20 protein-coding genes and 1 pseudogene are annotated in these 20,367 nt (G+C 58.1%); 9 read left to right on the top strand and 12 right to left on the bottom strand.

What is annotated here, in order from left to right:
- Nucleotides 1–56: 56 nt before the first annotated feature.
- From CTEST_RS10045 to CTEST_RS10030, 4 genes and pseudogenes are all read left to right on the top strand, one after another.
- On the top strand, nt 57–965 hold the full coding sequence (locus CTEST_RS10045) for an ABC transporter ATP-binding protein (RefSeq protein WP_047254395.1): 909 nt from the start codon (nt 57–59) through the stop codon (nt 963–965).
- On the top strand, nt 962–1,720 hold the full coding sequence (locus tag CTEST_RS10040) for an ABC-2 family transporter permease (protein WP_047253617.1): 759 nt from the start codon (nt 962–964) through the stop codon (nt 1,718–1,720). The genes CTEST_RS10045 and CTEST_RS10040 overlap by 4 nt, the downstream gene beginning before the upstream one ends.
- Before the next feature lie 2 nt (nt 1,721–1,722).
- Nucleotides 1,723–2,469 carry an ABC transporter permease gene (locus CTEST_RS10035; protein ID WP_047253616.1) on the top strand — a complete coding sequence of 249 codons (747 nt, stop codon included), beginning with the start codon at nt 1,723–1,725 and terminating at the stop codon, nt 2,467–2,469.
- A gap of 420 nt (nt 2,470–2,889) precedes the next feature.
- Nucleotides 2,890–3,687 (top strand): annotated as a pseudogene (locus tag CTEST_RS10030) (ISL3 family transposase); the annotation flags it as partial.
- A gap of 352 nt (nt 3,688–4,039) precedes the next feature.
- Here the strand turns inward: CTEST_RS10030 and CTEST_RS13420 are convergent.
- The gene (locus CTEST_RS13420; protein WP_236686175.1) at nt 4,040–4,324 is read right to left on the bottom strand and encodes an ArsR/SmtB family transcription factor; all 285 of its coding nucleotides are present in this window, start codon (nt 4,322–4,324) and stop codon (nt 4,040–4,042) included.
- A 189-nt stretch (nt 4,325–4,513) separates the two neighbouring features.
- Nucleotides 4,514–4,717, bottom strand: coding sequence for a hypothetical protein (locus CTEST_RS10020; RefSeq protein WP_047253614.1), 204 nt, complete (start codon nt 4,715–4,717; stop codon nt 4,514–4,516).
- A gap of 41 nt (nt 4,718–4,758) precedes the next feature.
- Here CTEST_RS10020 and CTEST_RS10015 point away from each other — a divergent pair, with 41 nt between their 5' ends.
- Nucleotides 4,759–5,469 (top strand): IS6-like element ISCef5 family transposase, encoded by a 711-nt coding sequence (locus CTEST_RS10015; RefSeq protein ID WP_047253613.1) that lies wholly within the window; start codon nt 4,759–4,761, stop codon nt 5,467–5,469.
- 319 nt (nt 5,470–5,788) lie between these two features.
- Here the strand turns inward: CTEST_RS10015 and CTEST_RS10010 are convergent, their stop codons facing one another.
- The 4 genes from CTEST_RS10010 to CTEST_RS10000 form a co-directional block, all read right to left on the bottom strand.
- Nucleotides 5,789–6,364 (bottom strand): hypothetical protein, encoded by a 576-nt coding sequence (locus CTEST_RS10010; RefSeq protein ID WP_047253612.1) that lies wholly within the window; start codon nt 6,362–6,364, stop codon nt 5,789–5,791.
- A gap of 210 nt (nt 6,365–6,574) precedes the next feature.
- Nucleotides 6,575–8,023 (bottom strand): IS1380 family transposase, encoded by a 1,449-nt coding sequence (locus CTEST_RS10005; protein WP_052844369.1) that lies wholly within the window; start codon nt 8,021–8,023, stop codon nt 6,575–6,577.
- Between the two features lie 99 nt (nt 8,024–8,122).
- Nucleotides 8,123–8,299, bottom strand: a complete 177-nt coding sequence (locus tag CTEST_RS13705) for a hypothetical protein (protein ID WP_158408166.1) — start codon at nt 8,297–8,299, stop codon at nt 8,123–8,125.
- 2 nt (nt 8,300–8,301) lie between these two features.
- On the bottom strand, nt 8,302–8,619 hold the full coding sequence (locus tag CTEST_RS10000; protein ID WP_047253611.1) for a hypothetical protein: 318 nt from the start codon (nt 8,617–8,619) through the stop codon (nt 8,302–8,304).
- 313 nt (nt 8,620–8,932) lie between these two features.
- Here CTEST_RS10000 and CTEST_RS13700 point away from each other — a divergent pair, with 313 nt between their 5' ends.
- Both CTEST_RS13700 and CTEST_RS09995 read left to right on the top strand, forming a co-directional pair.
- On the top strand, nt 8,933–9,106 hold the full coding sequence (locus CTEST_RS13700; protein ID WP_158408165.1) for a hypothetical protein: 174 nt from the start codon (nt 8,933–8,935) through the stop codon (nt 9,104–9,106).
- A gap of 57 nt (nt 9,107–9,163) precedes the next feature.
- Complete coding sequence (locus CTEST_RS09995) at nt 9,164–12,235, top strand: N-6 DNA methylase (protein WP_158408164.1); 3,072 nt, start codon at nt 9,164–9,166, stop codon at nt 12,233–12,235.
- Nucleotides 12,236–12,549: 314 nt separating this feature from the next.
- Here CTEST_RS09995 and CTEST_RS13590 read toward each other — a convergent pair whose 3' ends face one another.
- Nucleotides 12,550–13,599: an LPO_1073/Vpar_1526 family protein gene (locus CTEST_RS13590; RefSeq protein ID WP_144413268.1), complete on the bottom strand. Its 1,050-nt coding sequence runs from the start codon at nt 13,597–13,599 to the stop codon at nt 12,550–12,552.
- Nucleotides 13,600–14,079: 480 nt separating this feature from the next.
- On the bottom strand, nt 14,080–14,832 hold the full coding sequence (locus tag CTEST_RS09990) for a YfbU family protein (RefSeq protein WP_047253609.1): 753 nt from the start codon (nt 14,830–14,832) through the stop codon (nt 14,080–14,082).
- A gap of 200 nt (nt 14,833–15,032) precedes the next feature.
- Between CTEST_RS09990 and CTEST_RS09985 the strand changes: the two genes are divergently transcribed.
- Together CTEST_RS09985 and CTEST_RS09980 are read left to right on the top strand one after the other, a co-directional pair.
- Entirely contained in the window at nt 15,033–16,136 is a 1,104-nt protein-coding gene (locus CTEST_RS09985; protein ID WP_047254392.1) for a recombinase family protein, read from the top strand.
- An 87-nt stretch (nt 16,137–16,223) separates the two neighbouring features.
- Nucleotides 16,224–16,934, top strand: a complete 711-nt coding sequence (locus tag CTEST_RS09980) for an IS6-like element ISCef5 family transposase (RefSeq protein ID WP_040968042.1) — start codon at nt 16,224–16,226, stop codon at nt 16,932–16,934.
- A 44-nt stretch (nt 16,935–16,978) separates the two neighbouring features.
- On the opposite strand, the gene CTEST_RS09975 is transcribed toward CTEST_RS09980, so the two are convergent.
- The 4 genes from CTEST_RS09975 to CTEST_RS09960 all read right to left on the bottom strand — a co-directional run bounded on the left by CTEST_RS09975 (nt 16,979) and on the right by CTEST_RS09960 (nt 20,334).
- A complete protein-coding gene (locus CTEST_RS09975) occupies nt 16,979–17,188 on the bottom strand; it encodes a hypothetical protein (RefSeq protein ID WP_047253608.1) in 210 nt (69 codons plus the stop codon).
- A 33-nt stretch (nt 17,189–17,221) separates the two neighbouring features.
- Nucleotides 17,222–18,793: an ABC-2 family transporter permease gene (locus tag CTEST_RS13855; protein ID WP_236686080.1), complete on the bottom strand. Its 1,572-nt coding sequence runs from the start codon at nt 18,791–18,793 to the stop codon at nt 17,222–17,224.
- The gene (locus CTEST_RS13410) at nt 18,790–19,518 is read right to left on the bottom strand and encodes an ATP-binding cassette domain-containing protein (RefSeq protein WP_083985731.1); all 729 of its coding nucleotides are present in this window, start codon (nt 19,516–19,518) and stop codon (nt 18,790–18,792) included. The genes CTEST_RS13855 and CTEST_RS13410 overlap by 4 nt, the downstream gene beginning before the upstream one ends.
- Nucleotides 19,519–19,611: 93 nt before the next feature.
- Nucleotides 19,612–20,334, bottom strand: coding sequence for a response regulator (locus CTEST_RS09960; RefSeq protein WP_006839097.1), 723 nt, complete (start codon nt 20,332–20,334; stop codon nt 19,612–19,614).
- Nucleotides 20,335–20,367: the final 33 nt, after the last annotated feature.

Here is a 20,367-nt window from a genome sequence, read left to right as displayed (position 1 = left end):
AAAGATCCTCCTGGGAGTCGATGTTTTAGCAGCTCAGAAATGACAAGATGGTCTTCATGACCACAATCATTGAGACAAGAAATCTCACCAAGAAGTATGGTTCGACTAGTGTCGTCGACAAGCTAAATTTGGCAGTATTCGAAGGCAGCGTTCATGGCTTGTTGGGGCCAAATGGATCTGGCAAATCCACCACCATGAAAATGATGCTCGGGCTGCTCAAGCCAACCGATGGCGAAATTTACATGTTGGGGCAGCCAATGAACCGCGAGACTCGTAGCCGTGTGCTAGCGCATGTTGGTTCTCTAATCGAGCAACCGTCGGCATATTTGCATCTTACCGGTGCTGAAAACTTAGGGATAGCAGCGCGTCTGCTGCGTGCTGAGCCGGCAAATGTGCAGCGTGCGATCCACCTTGTGCGCTTGGAAAAGCACATGGACAAGCTGGTCAAAGACTATTCGCTAGGCATGAAGCAGCGACTCGGTATCGCGTTGGCGTTGCTCCGCGACCCTAAGATTCTCATCTTGGATGAGCCAACGAATGGTCTGGATCCGGCGGGCATCGAGGAAATCCGAGAGCTCATCGTCAGCCTTGCTCGCGACGAAGGCCGCACGGTACTGGTGTCGAGTCATCTACTCTCCGAGATCGAAAAGATGGCGACAGAATTAAGCATCATCCACCAAGGTCAGCTCCTATTCCAAGGGACGCAGCGGGAGCTATTCGAAACCAAGCTGCCTTATGTCTTTGTGGAGACCCCTTCTCCGGCACGGGCAGCTGAAGCGTTGCGGGCTCTAGACCCCGCAACAGTTTCGGGTGGGCTGCTGCTCGGAAACCTGAGTGAGCAGGACGTTTCGGAAATGTGCGTGCGTCTCGTTGAGCAAGGAATTCCGATCACTCAGGTAGTCCGACAGCATCGTAGCTTGGAAGAAGTCTTCATCGGGCTCACTGGTCGAGGAGGCTTGCAATGATAGAAAACCTTGCCATCGAAGTCGCTAAACTTCGACGCTCTCACGTGGGGATTTTTGGAATCGGGTTGACGGTGGGCATTGTGTTGTTCACCAGCATGGGGCTTTTCAAAACAGGGAAAATCGATTCTTTTGTCGTGAACCCAGATGAACAATGGGCGACGTACTTGATCGGCTATTTGTTGGTGCTGTCGCTGCTTGCTCCTATTCAACTCGCGCTGCTTGCTAGCCGTGCTGTAGATCCCGAGCACTTGGCTGGCGGCTGGCGTCTCAATGCCGTTGCAGGTACCTGGCCCGGCATGTTGCTCCGTCGAAAGTTTGTGATCTTCTTGTTCATTTTGGTCTTACTGCGCGTCGTGGAATTGGGCGTGATTTTGGGTGCGCCATTCACATTGGGGGCTCCCGGGCCTTCAGCTGAAGTTTGGGGAGTTTGGGTAGGTACCGCGGCTGGTGCCTTGGGCACAAGTGCAGCGATGTTGGCAATTTTCATGTGGATTGCTGCCCGATTCGAATCTCAATTGGTAGTGCTTGGTGTGGGCGTTCTCGGTGGGCTGTTAGGTATCTGGGGAATGCTCTCGCCGAAGTGGTTAAGCATGATCAATCCGTTTGGCTATTTCGCAGTGATTACCCCGTACACCTTCACGGACGCTGGTGTCATCCCAGTTCAACAAGCATGGGTTCCATGGGGATTATTCGTGGTGATTGCTGCGGCCAGTTTTGTCTTTTTGACCCATCGACTTAATTCAAGGGAGTACTAGCAATGCTGCTTCGAAATGAACTCCTTAAGTTCCGACGCTCCCACATTTGGACGGTGTTAGTACTCATCCCGTTAATTTCAGTCGGTTATGGAGCTGGAAACTACTCGGCAAATAAGGAAATGCTCACTGCGGGCTGGTCTAGCTATCTTTCTCAGGTCGTGCTGTTTTATGGATTGTTTTTCATGACTATCGGTATCGCGATCCTTGGTTCTGCTGCGTGGCGTCTCGAACACCGCGGATTCAACTGGAATCAGTTGATGACAATGCCACGGGGAGTTGGGGGAACAATCGCCGCAAAGATCGGCGCTTTGGTGGTGTTGGTTTCGCTCATGCAACTCATGCTCCTGCTATTTGGCATCATTGCCGGCATGGTACTTCGCGTACCTGGGCCTTTGCCATGGGTAAATATTGCGGGAATCGTATTGGCGATACTACCGGGAGCTGCAGTGGCATCCTGGCAATCTTTCTTCTCGATGATTATCCGCAATTTCGCGGCACCAGTTGCCATAGCACTAGGCGGCACAATCCTTTCTTATGGAGTGGTGAGCGCCGGTTTTGAAAAGCTTATGTGGGTTCTTCCGTCTGCACTCATAACCAATACGATTTCCCTTGGTAGCACTGCAGTTTCTACGGCGGGAGATCTAAACCTTTCTACTTTGACTGCACTCGTGGTCTCGTCAGTGGTTCTTACTGTCTTGGGCTGGGGACTGTCGGTGATGTGGTTGCAGAGGGTTGATATTCGGTCGTAGTTATTCAACACCGGAACATCTACCCTGGAGTCCATGTCTAAGATTTGGTCTCCGACCGAGAAGTGGCGACACCGCCACAAGCAAAATCGCCTCTACCGTGAGCGGCTCATGAACCGCAAGGACCGGAGATCACAAACTCGAAAGAGGATGAAGACTGGGTCGTCACGGCTCTCCGCCTGAAGTTTGCAACAGCACCGGTGTGGGCCTCCTTTACCGCTGGGGAACACTGAGCAAGGCTTCGCGAAGCGGAGTCGCGGTAGCCCCTCACTACAGCCCGACCGCTCAGGTTGCCGGCTCTTCGCGTTTCGGAGTGCGTAGGTGAGCCCAGGGTGGAGTTCGGGGTGGCACAACATGTAGGGGTCCTGGCCGGTACAAGATGAGAGTTACGACGCTTCCATCCAACCGAACCAGGACCCTACTGTGCAGCCTACTACTGGCAACCTCGTGGCCGACACCATCTGCCGTACCGCCGAGATCGGCCTGACGATCACCGGTGCCGCCGACGCCGGCAGTATCACCATCATCGACGCCACCCCGGTGGCCGTGGCTGGCCTCTGCCCCGAGTGCGGAAATCCCGGAAAGCTACGGGACCACATCGTCCGGACCCTGGTCGACCTTCCCGTCGTGGGGTTCCCCACCCGTCTGCACGTGCGCGTCCCCCGTTTCACCTGCACGGACACCACCTGCGACAGGAAGATCTTCCAGACCTCCCTGACCTGCGCCGATGATGGTGCGAAGCTGACCCACCGGGTCACCCGCTGGGTCCTCCAGCGCCTGGCAGTCGACCGCATGAGTGTGTCCGCCACGGCGAAAGCACTCGGGGTGGGCTGGGAGCTGGTCAACCAGGTCGCTGTCCACGCCTGCCGCAAGCTTGTCTACGACAACCCCTCCCACCTGGACGGCGTACGCATCCTCGGGGTCGACGAGCATGTGTGGAAGCACACCCGCCGCCCCGGCCAGCCCTCCTCGTTCGTGACGGTCCTGGTGGACCTCACACCCCTGGTCACCGGGGCAGGTCCTGCCCGGTTGCTGGACATGCGCCCGGGACGCAGTGCCGAGGTCCTGCGAACCTGGTTGCAGGAACGCACCCCCGACTTCCGGGAGCACGTCCAGGTGGTGACGATGGATGGCTTTGCCGGCTACGCCACCGCGGTGGACCAGGCGCTCCCTCAGGCGAGAAAGGTCATGGATCCCTTCCATGTCGTGCACCCGGCCGCCGGCCTGGATCGCTCACAGGTCACCGGAGCGGACGAGTGCGTAGGGCTGGGAGCGGCCAATGGACATGATGGTCTGCACGCCCTCCAGCGTCATGAAGAGGGGCGTGGCGGTCACCGGCTCTCTGGAGGGCCTGATTACTCGGGGACCTCGCTGAGTTGGGCCTCAATCCGATCCAGCCGCTCGGTGATGTTGCGTAGGTGCTCCACGATGAGTTGGTTCGAACCATCGATCGCCGTCGCCGTTTCGCGTCGTGCGCTGGTGACGGTGCGTACCACCCAGACGATAAGAACAACTAAGATCGCGAGTGGTAGTGCGGCGGCGAGGATGATAACAAATACGGTAGCGGTAAGTGTCACGAAGATTCCCTTTCCTGTTCTTGATTAATCAGGTGCACAATGTGGTCTGGAGTTATTTCAAGCTGAAACGGAGCGACCCAGTAGTGCCTCCTCACTCGGCTCTCTCCGAGCTGTTCCAGGCCACTCTCGATGAGTCGAGCAGCTTCCAAGCGGTTGAGGTGCTGGTAGAGCAGTGGCCGAGACATCCCGAGTCGGCGGGCCAGCTCACTGACATGGGTCGGCTCCGTCTCTAGGGAGGCGATAATTCGCAACCGAGGCTCACTTCCGAGAGCACTGAGCATCTGAGCGAGCCGTGCTGCGTCCATCACCCCTCCGGATCGTAATCGAACGATGTCAGGTGTAAGTATATGCTTACAGTCAGCGGTGCGCAAGTTCTGCCGGGTCTGGCGGAGACGCTGGCTGCTCACCCGGGGTAGCCGGTCGGACTGCGGGCCGGCCTGCACCGCCGGCGAGTACGGGAGGGGTCGACCTCATGGGGTCGCCTCCTCCTTGCGCGCGACGAGCTGCGCAGTCTCCTCGCCGCAGCGCTGGATGGACGCCTCGAGCTCGGGGTGCTCGGCGCGCAACTGCCCACGGCCGCCGACTTGGATCGAGCGCAGCTCCCCGGAACGGACGAGTGCGTAGGTCTGGGAGCGATATCCCGAAACCTCGTCAAACGAGGGGTGCTGTTGCAAAGTTCGGGCGACAGGAAGACCTGCGTGAAATAATCACAGCCATGGGCATCTTCTCCGGTCGTCATTTCCCCCGTGAAATCATCCTGTGGGCGGTCCGGTGGTACTGCCGCTACGGGCTCAGCTACCGCGATCTGGAAGAAATGATGACCGAACGCGGCGTACCGGTCGATCACAGCACCATCTACCGCTGGGTCCAGAAATATGCTCCTGAGCTGGACAAGCAGACCCGGTGGTACCGACAAGTCCCGGATTGGCAGGCCCGGTCCTGGCGGGTGGACGAGACCTATATCCGGGTCGGGGGAAAGTGGTGCTACCTCTATCGGGCCATCACCGCGGGCGGGCATACCCTGGATTTTTACCTGTCCCCAAAGCGTAACGTCGCCGCAGCGAAGCGTTTCCTGGCCAAGACCCTGAGGTCGAACACGATAACCGGGTCCCCGCGGGTGATCAACACCGATAAAGCACCCTCCCTGGCCAGGGCAATCGCCGAGTTGAAGTCAGAGGGAATCTGCCCGCAGACCGTGGAACACCGGCAGGTGAAATACCTCAATAACGTCATTGAAGGAGATCATGGGCGGCTGAAACGGATCCTCGGACCGAAGGGGGCGTTCAAAAACCGGACCTCGGCGTACCGGACGTTGAAAGGGATGGAAGCGATGCACTCATTACGGAAAGGCCAGGGCGCGATGTTTGCCTACGGGCAACCGAATCCGGATGCGGTGATCGTCAGCCGGGGGTTCGAGGCTGCCTGAGAACGCCGACCCGCAGCGAGCATCAGAGGATGAAGACTGGGTCGTCACGGCTCTCCGCCTGAAGTTTGCAACAGCACCGGCCAGGGCGCGATGTTTGCCTACGGGCAACCGAATCCGGATGCGGTGATCGTCAGCCGGGTGTTCGAGGCTGCCTGAGAACGCCGACCCGCAGCGAGCATCAGAGGATGAAGACTGGGTCGTCACGGCTCTCCGCCTGAAGTTTGCAACAGCACCAGTGGGTGGTCATGGGAGCGCACCTTTCTTGCGATGTTCTGGAAATCAGGGTCAGAGTTCTGCATCATTGAGCGCAAGCCGCAAGTTATATGGATTCCTCGTCCCTTCGATGCCAGGCAAACCAGGCGACCACACAGAAGGCTGCGAGCATGACGAGGTCAGCGATGAACGCAACTGGGACAGATCGAGATATCCGCGCAACCGGGAACGCAGCCGCCGCAAATACCAACGACACAGCGCTCCAGCGGGGCGTGAGCCCGGTCCACCAATGCATTGCGCCCAAGGACAAAAGCGCGACCGGAAAGAGCGGTCCGGCCAGAATCAGCACAATAGCCACCGGGAGTGGGTAGATGTCGAAAGTAGCTAGCGAGCGAAACTCGGTGATACCGAACACACTCTCAAACACGCCTTGCAGCCCGAACGCGACGGTGCCGAACATGCCGATCAGCACCAGAAGCATCCATAGCCCCGACAGAAGGGGAAACCGGGGGCGGAGGGCGTTGTATTCCCCAATGAGTCCGTACACCCAGGGCACGGCGGCTATGGCAATGAGAAGCCCGCCGGTCACTCCATAGTGTCCGTCGATCCAGAAGAGCGGTGACAGGGCGAACAGCAAGGGTCCGATAATCAGACCAAGGCTTTCCAAACGGCGTACCACCATGCCCAAAGAGTAACACTGCCAAAGCTCTGGCGCTTAGCCCGGATCTTTCACGGGTCTTGTCGTCCAGTTCTCGGCGTGGGGATGCCCGACCGTAGGGTCGGCTGAGTCCCGGCGGGTGCTGGGCCGGGGAACCGAGGGGTCCAAGTTCATCTCGTGGGCGGGGCGTGAAGGACTGCAGTGACACAAGCGCGGGGCCGGACAGGTCCAGGATCAGACTGACTGTCTGATCCGGGACAAACCGTGCTCCAACAACTCACGGTGCGGTGCAGCGGCATCACACCGCAGGATGACCTGCCGGGCGTGACGGACCACAACAGCAGCGATCGACAACATCCGCGCCCGTAGAGTCTTCGGCTCCCATACCCACCACCGCGACCGCTGGCGGGCAGCATCACCATCGGCAGCGGTGATCAACCCGGCCCAGGTGATCAGGCTCAGACTCAGCACCGCCACGTGACACCACACCTGATTCATCCGGAAGCCTTCGTGCGGGAGTGTCCCCAACCCACAGTCCTTGAGATCCCGGATCCGTTGCTCACACCGACCTCGTGCCCGGTGGAGGACATCCAACCTGTTGGCATGCCCGGGCTGGTTGGTGACAAAGGCCTGCACACGGCGGCCGTCCACGTCGGTGATGCGCAGCTGCGCACCAGAGGCAGGATGCTCCACGCGGATGATGATCCGCATATCGTCGGGATATTTGTCCAGGTCGGTGCCAAGCGGTTCCCCGGCCCAGGACCGCATCCGGGAGGTGATATCGGCAACGTAGCCGTCACCCGGGTCGGTGACGGTGCCGTCGGGGCGGATGATGCCCTGCTTGACGGCCTCGCCAAGGCTGGAGGCTATGTCCCCGATCTGCCAGGTCACGGGAAATCCGATGGAATACGCCAGGCCCAGGGCGTCGAGGTGGCCCAGGAAGGCCTGGGACCCACCGGCAGCATCAGTCCGGATGAGCAGACGCGTGCCCCACTGGTGTCCGTCGGCGTGATCCGGAAGAGCGCGCAGTGCCTGGTCGAGGACTTCTGTGTGATCAGCTGCAGTGTTGGAGCCGGCGTTGCCGGGGCGTAGGAGCACGGCGAGTGGTTCCCCGGTCAGTCCCTCACCGTGGTCGACGATCGCGGCCAGGGGGTGAAATCCGAAGTGTTTCTTCCACGTCGGGGTCGCATGCTCCTTATCCGAGTGGGAGAGGACTTCCGTGGCGTCCAGGTCCACCACCAGAGGATTGGTGGTGGTCGCGCGGGCTGCGGGATTCGCCGCACCGCAGGAGGCCCATGCTGTGGTGCGTGCTGTGTTCATCCCGGCCAGGACCGCCATGGTGCCGACGCCATCGGCTTTCTCGTCATGGTGGGCGAGTTCTTTGTGCCGGCGGTGCACCGTGGAATCCGACGGGATCTGGTCGATCAGACCGGTGGCCACCTGCGGAGAAAGAAGTTCCACATCGCCTGCATCGTCGCCGCCGAGAGCGAGTGCCAGGGCGAGGGTGGTCATGGTGTGGCCGGTGGTGTGGACCAGGTTCGGGTTCTGCCGGTGACCCAGTTCGGTGTCGATCGCGTCCGCGACGGAAACCTGATCGGCGGTGGTGACCAGGAGCATGAGTCCGGCGTTGGAACACAACTGGGACGTGGTGGGGGTACCGATGTGGAAACTGGTAGTCTTCACCCTGAAGGTGATCCTTTCGACCTGGTGTTATGGAGCTTAAGCAACTACCAAAGTACCTGGTCAAGGGTCACTTTCTTTATCTCTTCGGTGGGTGTCCGGCTACTTCCCGTGAAAAACCCGGGCTAGGTCTTCCTGGTGCCCCAGGCAGGCGGCAGCGATCTTAGTCAGCTGCCATATTTCGGGTTCGTCGGCGAGGAGATCGAACAGGGCCCCAAGTAGCTCGGCTCGGGAATCGGCCACCATCCAGGCACCCATGGAATCATCAAGAAGAATCATGACTACTGTTCGAGGCCTGGGTCCTGGCCAGCTTCTTCCATAATCTCGACGAAGGTGACCTCATCGTAGAAATCTCCACCGGAAAGGACGTTGGCGTCAGGAATCATGCCAATCTCGGTGCGTTCGTAGAGCTTTGCGAGCAGTGCGTCGACGCCGTCCTTTCGGTGGGCAAGATCAAAGGCTGTAAGGCTTGCCTGGACCTCTTCGCGGGCCTCTTCTTCCGTTATGGGGAAGTGGTGGATGGGGAAATCGCTGGCGGAGTCGTGGACTCGCTCCTGGAGCTTCTGTCGGGCTTCGTCTGCTGGCGTGAACGGGGTCATGGTGGTGTCTTTCTGTGGGATCTAGGGGTGGGGGTGTCCACTCAAAGGGAGACACCCCCCCTGTAGCCGCGTAGCCCTGTAGCCGCGTAGCCCTGTAGCGGAGCGTTAGGGTGCGCATAAACGGTCCCGCTGGTGCGCATAAACGGTCCCGAGGTGTACTAGGTTTCCACTGTTCAGGAAGGGTTTCCAGAGATTCCCCTATAGGACCTTTAGGTCCTATACCCCTCTACCTCTACCTGTAGCCGACCGGATCTTTCATCGACGAGAGGGGAGAAGAGGAGCTTCGCTCTGCCATCCATCTAGGGTCAGGGACATGGCACCACGCACCCCAGAACCCGACATGGACGGCCACGTCGACTGGATCATCTTCGACCGATCGTGGGGAACCTTCTCCGAACCCTGCGCCACCGAAAAAGAAGCCCGCGACCTCTCTGCCCGCACAGGTGGTGGAAACATCTACAGGCGGCAGTGGGGGAAGATCCAGTAGCTCCAGCGATATGCTGCTAGCAGCAATATTGAAGTTGAAAAAGGAGCACATATGGGTGTGAGTGAGTCACTGTTCAAGCGGCTGGCATCGCCGCTGGAAACTGCCAGGACTGAGGCTGACATCCAGTCGGATATCAAGACGCTTCTTCTAGTAGGTGAGTTTGATCTGGATGCCCCTCGACTCGAGGAGCAGATCGGAGATGGCACCCGACGTCGCATCGACGTCGCCACCGGTGCCACCGTCATCGAGGTCAAGAGACAGCTCACCAACGAGCAGGCTGACGCCGACTTCATCTCTCAGCTCCATGGCTACGTCCGAACTCGCATGTCCCAAGACGGATCACGCTACAACGGTATTCTGACCGACGGCCGTTCCTGGTGGCTTTATGAAGTCGACCCTGCCGCCGCTACTTTCGCACGACGCTCTACGTTCGAGCTCACAACAGCAGATAAAGGGGACGATCTGGTCGAATGGCTGCAAGCTGTCCTAGCCACTCGCCATAATGTCCGCCCAACCCAGAACACCATCGAAACCATGCTCGGCGCGGACTCACCTGCGTACCGGCAGGATGTTGCCTACCTGGAGTCCTTATACAACCAGGTCGCGGATGAACCTATGGTCGGTCTCAAGCGCCAACTCTGGGCAAGACTCCTCCGCAGTGCCCTAGGAACAAACTTCGACAACCAGACCAAACTCTTCATCGACCACACCCTCCTGGTCATCGAAGCCTCAGCCATCGGACACGCAGTCATGGGGCTCTCGCTGGAAGACCTCATCACTCACCCCGAGCAGCTCCTGAGCGGAGAGGAATTCCGACAAGCTGGCATCTACAACGTCATTGAGCCGGGATTCTTTGACTGGGTGCTTCTGGCCGGCGATGAGGGGCGGCGCTTCCTCACCCGTATCGTCCATCGCATCGCCGTCTTCGACTGGGCCTCTATCGACCATGACGTCCTCAAGATCCTCTACGAGTCCATCATCAACCCGGAATCCCGCAAGAGCATGGGCGAGTACTACACCCCCGACTGGCTCGCCGAAGGCATCGTCGACAAAGCACTGACTGACCCGTTGGCTCAATCCGCACTCGACCCCGCGTGCGGCTCAGGCACCTTCGTTTTCCAGGCTATTCGACGGATCGCTCGCGCCGCCGAGGAGGCAGGGTGGTCGTCTGCTCAGACCGTCGAGCACATCCAAAACCACGTCTTTGGCCTCGATATCCATCCCGTTTCAGTCATGCTGGCACGCGTCACCTACCTACTTGCACTCGGAGAACTCCTCCAGGACCGCGACGATATCTGGGTTCCTGTTCATCTGGGTGACTCTATGCAGTGGTTCCAGCCAGGGGACCATGACGAGAACGTCGTCAGGATCAACACTGATGCTGCCGACCTGGCTGTCGAAGAAGAAGATGCTCTCTTCTCTATCGGACGTACCCTCGCCTTCCCTCTCGATTCGATGGAAGATACCGACACCTTCGACCAGCTTGTCACCGCGATGACAGACCGGGCAAAGGAGCACACAGATAGCACCCAGGCACGTCCCCAAGCAGGACCGATTCTCCGCAAGTTCGGTATCGGCAAGAACAACCCTGACTATGTCACCCTCGAGGAGACCTTCAACCTCCTGTGCGATCTCAACGCCGAAGGACGCGACTCCATCTGGGGCTTCTATGTCCGCAACCAGGTCCGCCCACTGTGGCTGTCCATGGACGGGCGGCGCGTAGATGTACTCATCGGTAATCCGCCGTGGGTGGCCTACCGGTTCATGACTCCTGACATGCAGAGCAAGTACAAAGCATTTGCCGAGAAACACGGCATCTGGGAGGGGCGCGAGGTTGCTACGCAGCAGGACCTCGTAGCTCTGTTCATCGTTCGATCTGTTGAGAAATACCTGGTCAAGGGGGGTTCCTTCAACTTTGTCACGCCCCTCGCAGTCCTCAGTCGGAAAGCTTACGATGGTTTCCGCACTGGAAAATGGGGGCGCTACCTGCGTGGAGAAGTGACCGAGCTCTGGGACCTAGAGAAGATTCGCCCAGCCATTTTCCCCGTCCCATCAGCGGTTATCTTTGGTAGAAAGCACATATTCGACCCCCGGGCATATCAAAAGTTGCCGCCTAGCGGGTTTCCCAAAGTCAAGAAGGTCATGGAAGGGCTTCGTGACAAGGAAGGATGGGAGAAGACTGCTGCCAACCTCACTGTCGAGGAGCAGAAGAACACTGTGATTGGTGTAGACCCCGGCATCCGCTCTCCGTACAACGATGTTGTGGTGAACGGTGCGACTATCTTCCCAAGATTCCTCTTCTTTGTGACAGAAGAGCAGGTAGCGACGTCCAAGCTCGGTAAAAAAACCGGGACGACAGCGGTGGCCTCACAGCGGGGGAAGCTTGACAAGGCTCCTTGGAAGGACCTTCCTGGACTGGAAGGGGTTCTTCCGAGCAAGTTCATCTTTGATGTGCATCTTGGCTCGACGACAGCCCCCTTCCGTCTCCTCGCCCCCTGGAGGGCGGTACTCCCCATTACAGGGGACAAGCTGATGACGGAAAGCGAGATAGATACGGGTAACGACCGGCTCCGGGCGTGGTGGAACGAAGCATCGGATCTCTGGGAAGCTAACAAGACCAAGCAGAGCAAGTTGTCCCTCTGGGAGAACCTTAACTACCAGCAGAAGATCGTTCGCCAGCTGGGAGCCACCAAGCATCGAGTTGTTTACTCGAAAGCAGGAAACACCCTTGCCGCTGCTCGAATCGATAACCCCCGGCTCATCATCGATCACAAGCTTTACTGGATGCCGGCCGGTGGACTGAGTGAGGCGCGGTACTTAACGGCTATCCTGAATGCGCCGGAAACCACCGAACGTGTTTCCGTCTATCAGTCCCGGGGTCTGTTCGGTGCGCGTGATTTCGATAAGAACGTATGGCGTCTGCCGATCCCCAAGTACGATCCTCGGAACGATGTTCACGTACTGCTAGCGGAACTGGCGGAGCAGGCAGAGGAGATCGCTGCCCAGGTCGACGTCTCCACGTTCGGTTTCCAACGGATCCGTAAGCTCATCAGGGCAGAACTCGAGAAGGCTGGCGTCCAGGCCAAGCTCGATGAAGCTGTTCGAGAGCTCCTGGGTACTGTGCCCTAAGCCAGCATCTATTGCTGAGGCAGTCGGTTTCTTGCTCGTTGCACTAGGTCAGGAGTAGTGAACCAGTGGGTCAGTGTCACCGCCAGAGAGACCGCTACGACAGCTTCCTCATGGGTTAGTGGTGGGAACGCATCATTTCCGCCGTGGCGATCGTGTTGACACCCCCACAACTTTGCAACAGCACCAGTCAGACCACCCACACTCACTAACCATCATCGGCCAGTTAGCGCAATGAGCGGGCAACCATGTCCGTCAAGAAGGTCAGGCCAACGGCCCCACAACTCCATAGTGAAGGGCCAGAAAACGCCGAAGAATCAATCAACGGGTGGCAATACTCCTCGGTGATCAAGGCGGAGCGCGTTCGAACGAGCCAGGACTTTTCCAACTCCAGTTACTTGTACCGCCTGAGGAATTTGATCCCACCAAGCTTCAATTTTGTTAAGCGTGGGCCGTAATCTCAAACGATCGATAAATGGATCAATCAATTCGGAGTCTATTTCCCCGAAGCCTAGGTGGCTCTCGGCCTGCTTGAGGAGTTCCGATAGAACATTTTCCTCAGCTCTAACCACACGTTTTAATGTTCCCGCAGTTGCGACCGCAAAACGGTAATGACCAGAGCGTAGCTCATGAAGAGTTAGCAGATTGGGGCCAAACACAGGTTTACCATCTATGACAAAGGGTAACCGGGGACTTCCTAAAGGCGCTCCGGATGCAAGATATCCAGGCATTTGGGTAGGGTAGTATTCTCGAAAAGGTTTCAGTGATGATGCGTGGTTGATGCGTATTGCATCTAGTATATCTAAGTGGTCTAGCCATTCATTTCCCGACGGCAATGGTCCGTCTGCTAAATCTGAGAAAAGTTTTTCTAGAGTGTCTAAACCTGATTCTAGATGAGGGGAAAGCGGCTGATAGCCTTGAATTGCTTGGAAGACTGTAAGTCCTCTTAGAGCTTCTTCGTCAATTTGATCAATTACTTCAATTGCCCGCTCGATACCTGCTCTGACATTTCGCAAACCTCCTCGCTCAACACGGTCGATTAGTAACCCTGCTAGAAGATCGTAATCACCGTCCTTATCGGACACGGCAGCGCCCATTTGCGCTTTGGTGTAGGAACGTTGGAATCCTGGGTCTGCAAAAACCTCCAGTCTTCCCTCTCGGATCAAGGCGGCAATAACCCGATCATCCAGTTTCGTTATTCTCTCCTGGACTATGCGGATGCTTTCATCCGTATATTGCGCCACGACTGACCGTGCTGCCACCTCGGCGATCTCGCGAGCGCGAGATTCTGTCACTCCGACCACGACATCCCCAGATGCCTGCACTTGAGTAGAGTAATTACCTGCTGATTGAGATTGGCGGTTCATTTTACGTTTCGCACATCGCCGCCAGCTTGAATCTGGCTTGATTTTTCACCTGCGCGCTGTGATTGTCTATTGTTTTTTGACGTCACCCGCCAAGTAACGAGGCTTCCACCCGTTCCTCCTACAATTAACCCAATAATAAGGGTTCCTAGTCCATCAAAAAACCATTCCATTATTTAACGCCCCAATCTGTTGTCGATTTGATTGCTTTCCGTATGTAGTTTCTTGGGAATGTCTTTCTCTGGCGATCGGAAGATGTTCGAGGTCTGAAAAATCGCGGCGCATTATCTTTTGTAGGAGACTAATGCCGGCAAGGGATCATTATGGACGTTAATTCTACCCTTATTGTAGGGAGCGTCGATTTAGATCGACGCACCGTACCCCACGACCCCGGGCCTTGTGTTCGGGGTCGTTGCTTTCCTGGGTGTAGTGGGCGGTGGAATGGACCTGCCCATCATCTGGGTTGGATGCTGTTGTCCGGGTTTACTGCTCCTCGAGGTGTGCACCGGGAGCGGCCATCAGCACATTCCTGATCTCCTCTGCGTTGAGGTGATGTCGACCGCCTCGGCTCATCGCCTTCCGCCAGACGGGCTTAAACTCCGCCAACATGGAGCGATAAGTGGGCAGCATCTCGCTGTGGGAGTTTCCTCGCGTCTCCTTAAGGAGCTCCCTCTGCTCCTCCCAGCGTCCCGTCCGGACAAGATAGTCCACGTATCCCATAAGCCTCGACTCGAGATCGAGGTTGCCGTCAAACCCGCGGAATGATCCGTAGTGCTCAGCATCGACGACTCCGATCTGATTCCAGCCACCTTGTCCCAAGTCGCGAACACTAAACTTGAGCACCCTGAACATGTCGAGGATGTCCCACGCGAGCCTGCACTCGTCGTAGCTCAATCCTTCGTCGGCCCCAGCAAAAATCTGAGGGTACTCACCCGCGTACCCGCGTTCCAGGACCTCCATGGAGTAGCGGAAGGATTCCGCGTCATACAGTTCGTCGGGCAAGTCACCTCGGGAGGCCAGGAGGAGCTGATATCCCAGTGCCAAAGTCTTGCGTTCCACCACGTTGAGCGACACTTCTTGGATTGACTCCCGCGGGAATTTATCCCCCCTAACCTGCCCCGCATGGGTTTCGATGAGTTGCCGCAGATAGTCACTCTGAGTCTGGCCCTTATTCTGCGCTTCGTCAGAGATGAGAGTTTTGAGTTCGTCGGGGATGCGAATGGTTATAGATTGCATGGCTTCTTCCTTGCAGGTTGAGTTCGAGTCTTACAAAATACAATACCTGCTTACATGAGGCGGGGCAAGAGTGTTTTTGAGGTACACCCATATGACCCTGTTGACAGGCGTGGATCCACCATGGTTCACAGGGTCCCAAACTCGTTTATGCTACACTTGTGCCACATAGTCAATGGCCTTTTGCGACAGAGGTGATGGAAGTGGCCCGTCTCGGCACCCTCATGAAGGACGATCGGCGTACTCCTCAGGAAGATGTCCAGATTGTGCGGATGGGCGCCCGGACGACGACAGTCCACAGACGACGAGAGGGTGGCCGGCGCAGTGGCTGGGAAGTCGACGTCGAGAAAGTCCTTACAGATCGGGTCCTCGATGACGGGGGACAGCGGTGGGCTGACTATTCGGCGGCGCCGTGGTTCGCGACGTGGGTCAACGCTGCATCGGGAACGCCTCAGGGCCGACTCCGAATCACGCGGTCCTACACCCACATCACTAAGGCATCGCTGTACATCGGCAACAACGAATGGTCAGAGGAGCAGGACTTTCCCACACCTGAGGTGCTGCTCGATGGGGGAACCCTCGCCGGATGGATGGTCCCTGACCACCACAAGGACCAGGCCGCCGACCGTGCCCGCCAGATCGAGGAGGAAGCCCGGAAAAGGCAGGAGCTGAACAATGTGATCGAGGAGAAGTGGCGCCGAGAAGCCCGGGAGAAGCAGCGCGGGGTACAAGCTCGCGGGCAAAATGTCGCTTACCTTCGCGTTTCCAGCAAGGACCAGAACCTGGCCCGCCAGCGTGAAGCTATCGGCCAGGTCGATAGGGAGTTCATTGATGAGCTGTCAGCTCGTACGCGAGCACATCGTCCGGGCCTTGAAGACTGCATCGCCTATCTCCGCGACGGAGATGGCCTTCATGTTGCGTCGATTGACCGTCTGGCTCGGTCGTTGGTGGACCTCCGCAATGTTATCGACCAGATCACCGCGAAGGGCGCCACCGTCCATTTTCTCAAAGAGAATCTCACTTTCGCCCCGGATGGAGAAGACCCGCGTGCCACCCTCATGCTCGGTATTCTCGGCAGCTTTGCCGAGTTTGAGAGGGCGATCATCCGCGAGCGACAGGCCGAGGGGATCGCTCTGGCAAAGAAGGCCGGTCGCTACAAAGGTCGACCGAGGGCACTGACGGAAGTGCAGATCAAGCAAGCACACGAACGCGTACAGGCCGGCGAAGCCAGAACCTCCATCGCCAACGATCTTGGCGTGTCGCGTGCTACTCTCTACCGCGCACTCAGAAAGGACAAGAACCCATGAGCCAGCTACAGTTGTGGCAGGTCATCTTCCTAGGGTGCTGTTGCAAAGTTCGGGCGACAGGAAGACCTGCGTGAAATAATCACAGCCATGGGCATCTTCTCCGGTCGTCATTTCCCCCGTGAAATCATCCTGTGGGCGGTCCGGTGGTACTGCCGCTACGGGCTCAGCTACCGCGATCTGGAAGAAATGATGACCGAACGCGGCGTACCGGTCGATCACAGCACCATCTACCGCTGGGTCCAGAAATATGCTCCTGAGCTGGACAAGCAGACCCGGTGGTACCGACAAGTCCCGGATTGGCAGGCCCGGTCCTGGCGGGTGGACGAGACCTATATCCGGGTCGGGGGAAAGTGGTGCTACCTCTACCGGGCCATCACCGCGGGCGGGCATACCCTGGATTTTTACCTGTCCCCAAAGCGTAACGTCGCCGCAGCGAAGCGTTTCCTGGCCAAGACCCTGAGGTCGAACACGATAACCGGGTCCCCGCGGGTGATCAACACCGATAAAGCACCCTCCCTGGCCAGGGCAATCGCCGAGTTGAAGTCAGAGGGAATCTGCCCGCAGACCGTGGAACACCGGCAGGTGAAATACCTCAATAACGTCATTGAAGGAGATCATGGGCGGCTGAAACGGATCCTCGGACCGAAGGGGGCGTTCAAAAACCGGACCTCGGCGTACCGGACGTTGAAAGGGATGGAAGCGATGCACTCATTACGGAAAGGCCAGGGCGCGATGTTTGCCTACGGGCAACCGAACCCGGATGCGGTGATCGTCAGCCGGGTGTTCGAGGCTGCCTGAGAACGCCGACCCGCAGCGAGCATCAGAGGATGAAGACTGGGTCGTCACGGCTCTCCGCCTGAAGTTTGCAACAGCACCTTTTCGATCGTGCTCCGGGCCAGCCGTCCTCCTCCGCTGGCGACCATGTGCAAGAGCTGGGCCGCCCGGGTACTCGATGCTTCCTTGCCGTTGATGCGTAATGTTCCGGTGATCTGCACGAAGTGCCGTCGTAACGGCGCCACGGGCTGACTGGCGCTGTCAATTACCGCGTTCATGTCCTGTCTTTCTGCTTGTCGTAGAGTGTGAAATCAGCCACGGCGTTCTGAGCCGCGGATCTCTCGGGTGGCCCAAACAGTGCTGCCACTGATGAGCAATGCCTGGAGCACTATCGCGATAACGAAGCGGGCAGCAGTATCCGCTGTTTCCGGCCAGGACGGCACCGCCACCAGCCAGAGCACCGTCTCCGCGAGGACGTCTCCGCCTAAAGTGGCCGAGACAACCGTCCACAGCACGGTCGCTGCGATAGCTACCCCCGATCCGAATCGGATCCGTAGGGCGGTCGAGACCATGGTCAACAAGATTCCTGTCAGCGCCCACAGCACCACCATCCGCGCAGTTTGAGTGAGATCACCGCCGGCCAACAGATGGGCACCACCAGTACCTACCGCCAGCAGTAGGAGGAGAATCGCCTGCCAGGCAAGGTAAGCACCCCGGATGCGGTGATTCTCGGTTACGGCAATCGGCCAGGCACCGGAGAGCGCCGACCAGGTCATCACGGGGAGCAGTCCCGCGCCCAAGGGCAGAATCGCGAAGGTATACAACCCGCTGACGTACCCGGGGGGATAGATCAGCGCCACTGCATAAACAAGAACTACTGCGGTGATGGCCAGGGGAGTCGCGGCGGTACGGCTCAGGGGCCTGTGGACTGCTGCTAGGACGTTGAGCAAAGACTGGTTTTCTCGAACATTATGCTCACCGCGTATGTGGACAACCGGGTGGTGAGAAAGACCGGTCACGGAGGGATCAACCGTGGCATGTTTCGGGTCGTCACCGTCATCTGAATCTCGCCTGTGGGGGTTAGGGCGTTTCCCTGCTACTCGTTGGCCCCTCAATGCAACGGCCAAACCCACTGTGACCACGGCGAAAGCAAGATTGAGGGCGAGGCCAGCCACCGGGGATTCCTCCGCGAGTGGGTGCCCGGTCTCCAGAGGAACAGCGTTGGAGTGGATCCCTAGTGTCGGGAGCAAGAGGCGGACTGGCCAGGCGGGTGGAAAGGCCCACCACCAGCTAGCTTCCGCGGTCAAGGTGCCGGCAACCTGATAAACCACCGCAACCAAGAGAGCAGGAATCATGCCGGTAACGCGCGCGACGATGCTAAACAACGCGATGGTCGAGATGCTCCCGATCCAGGAGAGCACACCCGCACTGAGGATTGTTCCGGCCCCCGCACGGTAATCGGCAACCGCATAAAGCCAGGCAACACCGAAATTGAGCAGGTGGAAGACAGCCGAGAGGGCGATGAGAACCATCAACCGGGCCGCCCTCGTCTTGATGGGGGAGACGGGGCGGAGATTGGTTCCACCGTAGCGGGCCTTCTTTTCCCTGGTTTCGGCCAGACCCGCCAACAGGGCAAGAATAGGGGCCGCCATGCCGGTGATGTACATGGCCTGCCAGCTCAAGATGCCTGAGGCATCATGAGCGCCAGACGACCAGAGGGAAAACGTCGAGCTGAGAAGGCCGATGAGCAACCCGATCAGGGGAAACCATTGGAGGGCAGAGGATTTGAGACGGATGAGCTCCGCCCGGATGACACCGGGCCAGGTGCCCGCCCGTGCGAGGCGTCGGGCCCGAGAACGTGCATGAATGGTCGCCCCGGTCATCGCGTTGCCCCTGTTGAGTGGGTCATACGCAAAAACTCATCCTCAAGGCGATCTGGATCAGCGAAATCATGCAGAGGACCGGAATAGGCATCCCGGCCATTGACCAGGACGGTGATATCGTCGGTCAGCCGTGCGACCTCTCCCAGCTGATGGGAGCTGACCAGCACAGTTCCTCCTCCTGTAGTCCAGCTCCGGAGGAAACCCCGAAGATCCACGATTCCCTGTGGATCAAGGCCGTTTTGAGGTTCATCCAGAAGGAGAATGGGCGGTGAGCCCAGCATGGCAATTGCCAGGGCGAGGCGAGCTTTCATACCGGTGGAGAAATCCCGTGCCTTCTTCCGTCCGGTTTCTTGCAGTCCCACCATGCTCAATGTTCGGTCGGCCTCGTCCGTACCGAGCCCAAGCAACTGCGCATGAACGCGGGCGTTATCCCTGGCCGACAGGTGCGGATACAAAGCGGGTCCGTTGATGGAGGCGCCGATGTTGATCAAGCTGTCCCTTGTGCGTTGTGCACCAAGGATTTCCACGGTCCCGGTTCCGCGATCTTCGAGTCCCAAAATGATCCGAAAGCACGTGGACTTGCCGGCCCCATTCCTGCCTAGCAAGGCGTGTACCCGGCCAGTTTTGACCTGCATGGAAAAACCATCCAGTACTTGGTGACCGCCGAATCCTATCCGGAGGTTGTCACACGATAAAGCCACTGTGTTTAAGGCTGTAGAGGTCATAAACCCCATAATCGCTTGCTGAGGCAAGTGAGCGAATCCGTCTCAAGAACGAAATTTTTGTCCGCCCGTTCCCCCGGGCGGGGGAATCCTCTCCTATTTCACGGCTTGTGAACTCTGGGCGCTGACAATGCCGGAGGTGTGAGCCCATACCGCTAGTCCGACGCGGTCACGTACCCCTAATTTGGCGATCAACCGCGATACATAGGTTTTGACGGTGGCTGCCCCGATGTGGAGATGTGCGGCGATTTCAGCATTGGTCTCGGCGAGCGCCACCCGCTCCAGCACTTCCAGCTCACGAGGCGTCAACGGCTCAACAGGAGGGGCTGTCGTGGTGGATTCCGCTACGCAAGAGTCCCGGAAGCCGTTGATGACGAACTCGGTGATCCCCGGGGAGAGGACGGACGCCCCCTGATGGATCCTCCGTATGGCATCGATCAGAGCTTCCGGTCCGGAGTCTTTGAGCATGAAACCCTGTACCCCTATTTCCAGTGCCCGGCGTACGAGATCTTCGGAGTCGAAGGTCGTCAACATCAAGACCTTCGTGGTTTCACGGCGCTGTCGGATGATCTGCGCGGCCTCGATCCCGTTTAGGTGGGGCATGCGGATGTCGAGGACGGCGACGTCAATACGCCACCTTTCTGCAGCTTCAATGGCTTCTCGTCCGTTGCCCGCGGTCGTAACGACTTCGATGTCGTCTTGGGTGTTCAGAATAGTTTTGAGGGCAGTGATCATCATGGGCTGGTCGTCAGCTACCAGCACCCGGATAGGGCGGTCATTCCGCGTTTCGGAACCCTGACTTCCGTGTGCGTGCTCCATTACTTTCTGCAACCCCTCTTGATTCTATTGACC

This window comes from Corynebacterium testudinoris (assembly GCF_001021045.1).
Lineage (GTDB): Bacteria > Actinomycetota > Actinomycetes > Mycobacteriales > Mycobacteriaceae > Corynebacterium > Corynebacterium testudinoris.
The sequence above is the reverse complement of the archived record's forward strand: the minus strand, read 5'-3'. Positions and strand labels throughout refer to the sequence as shown.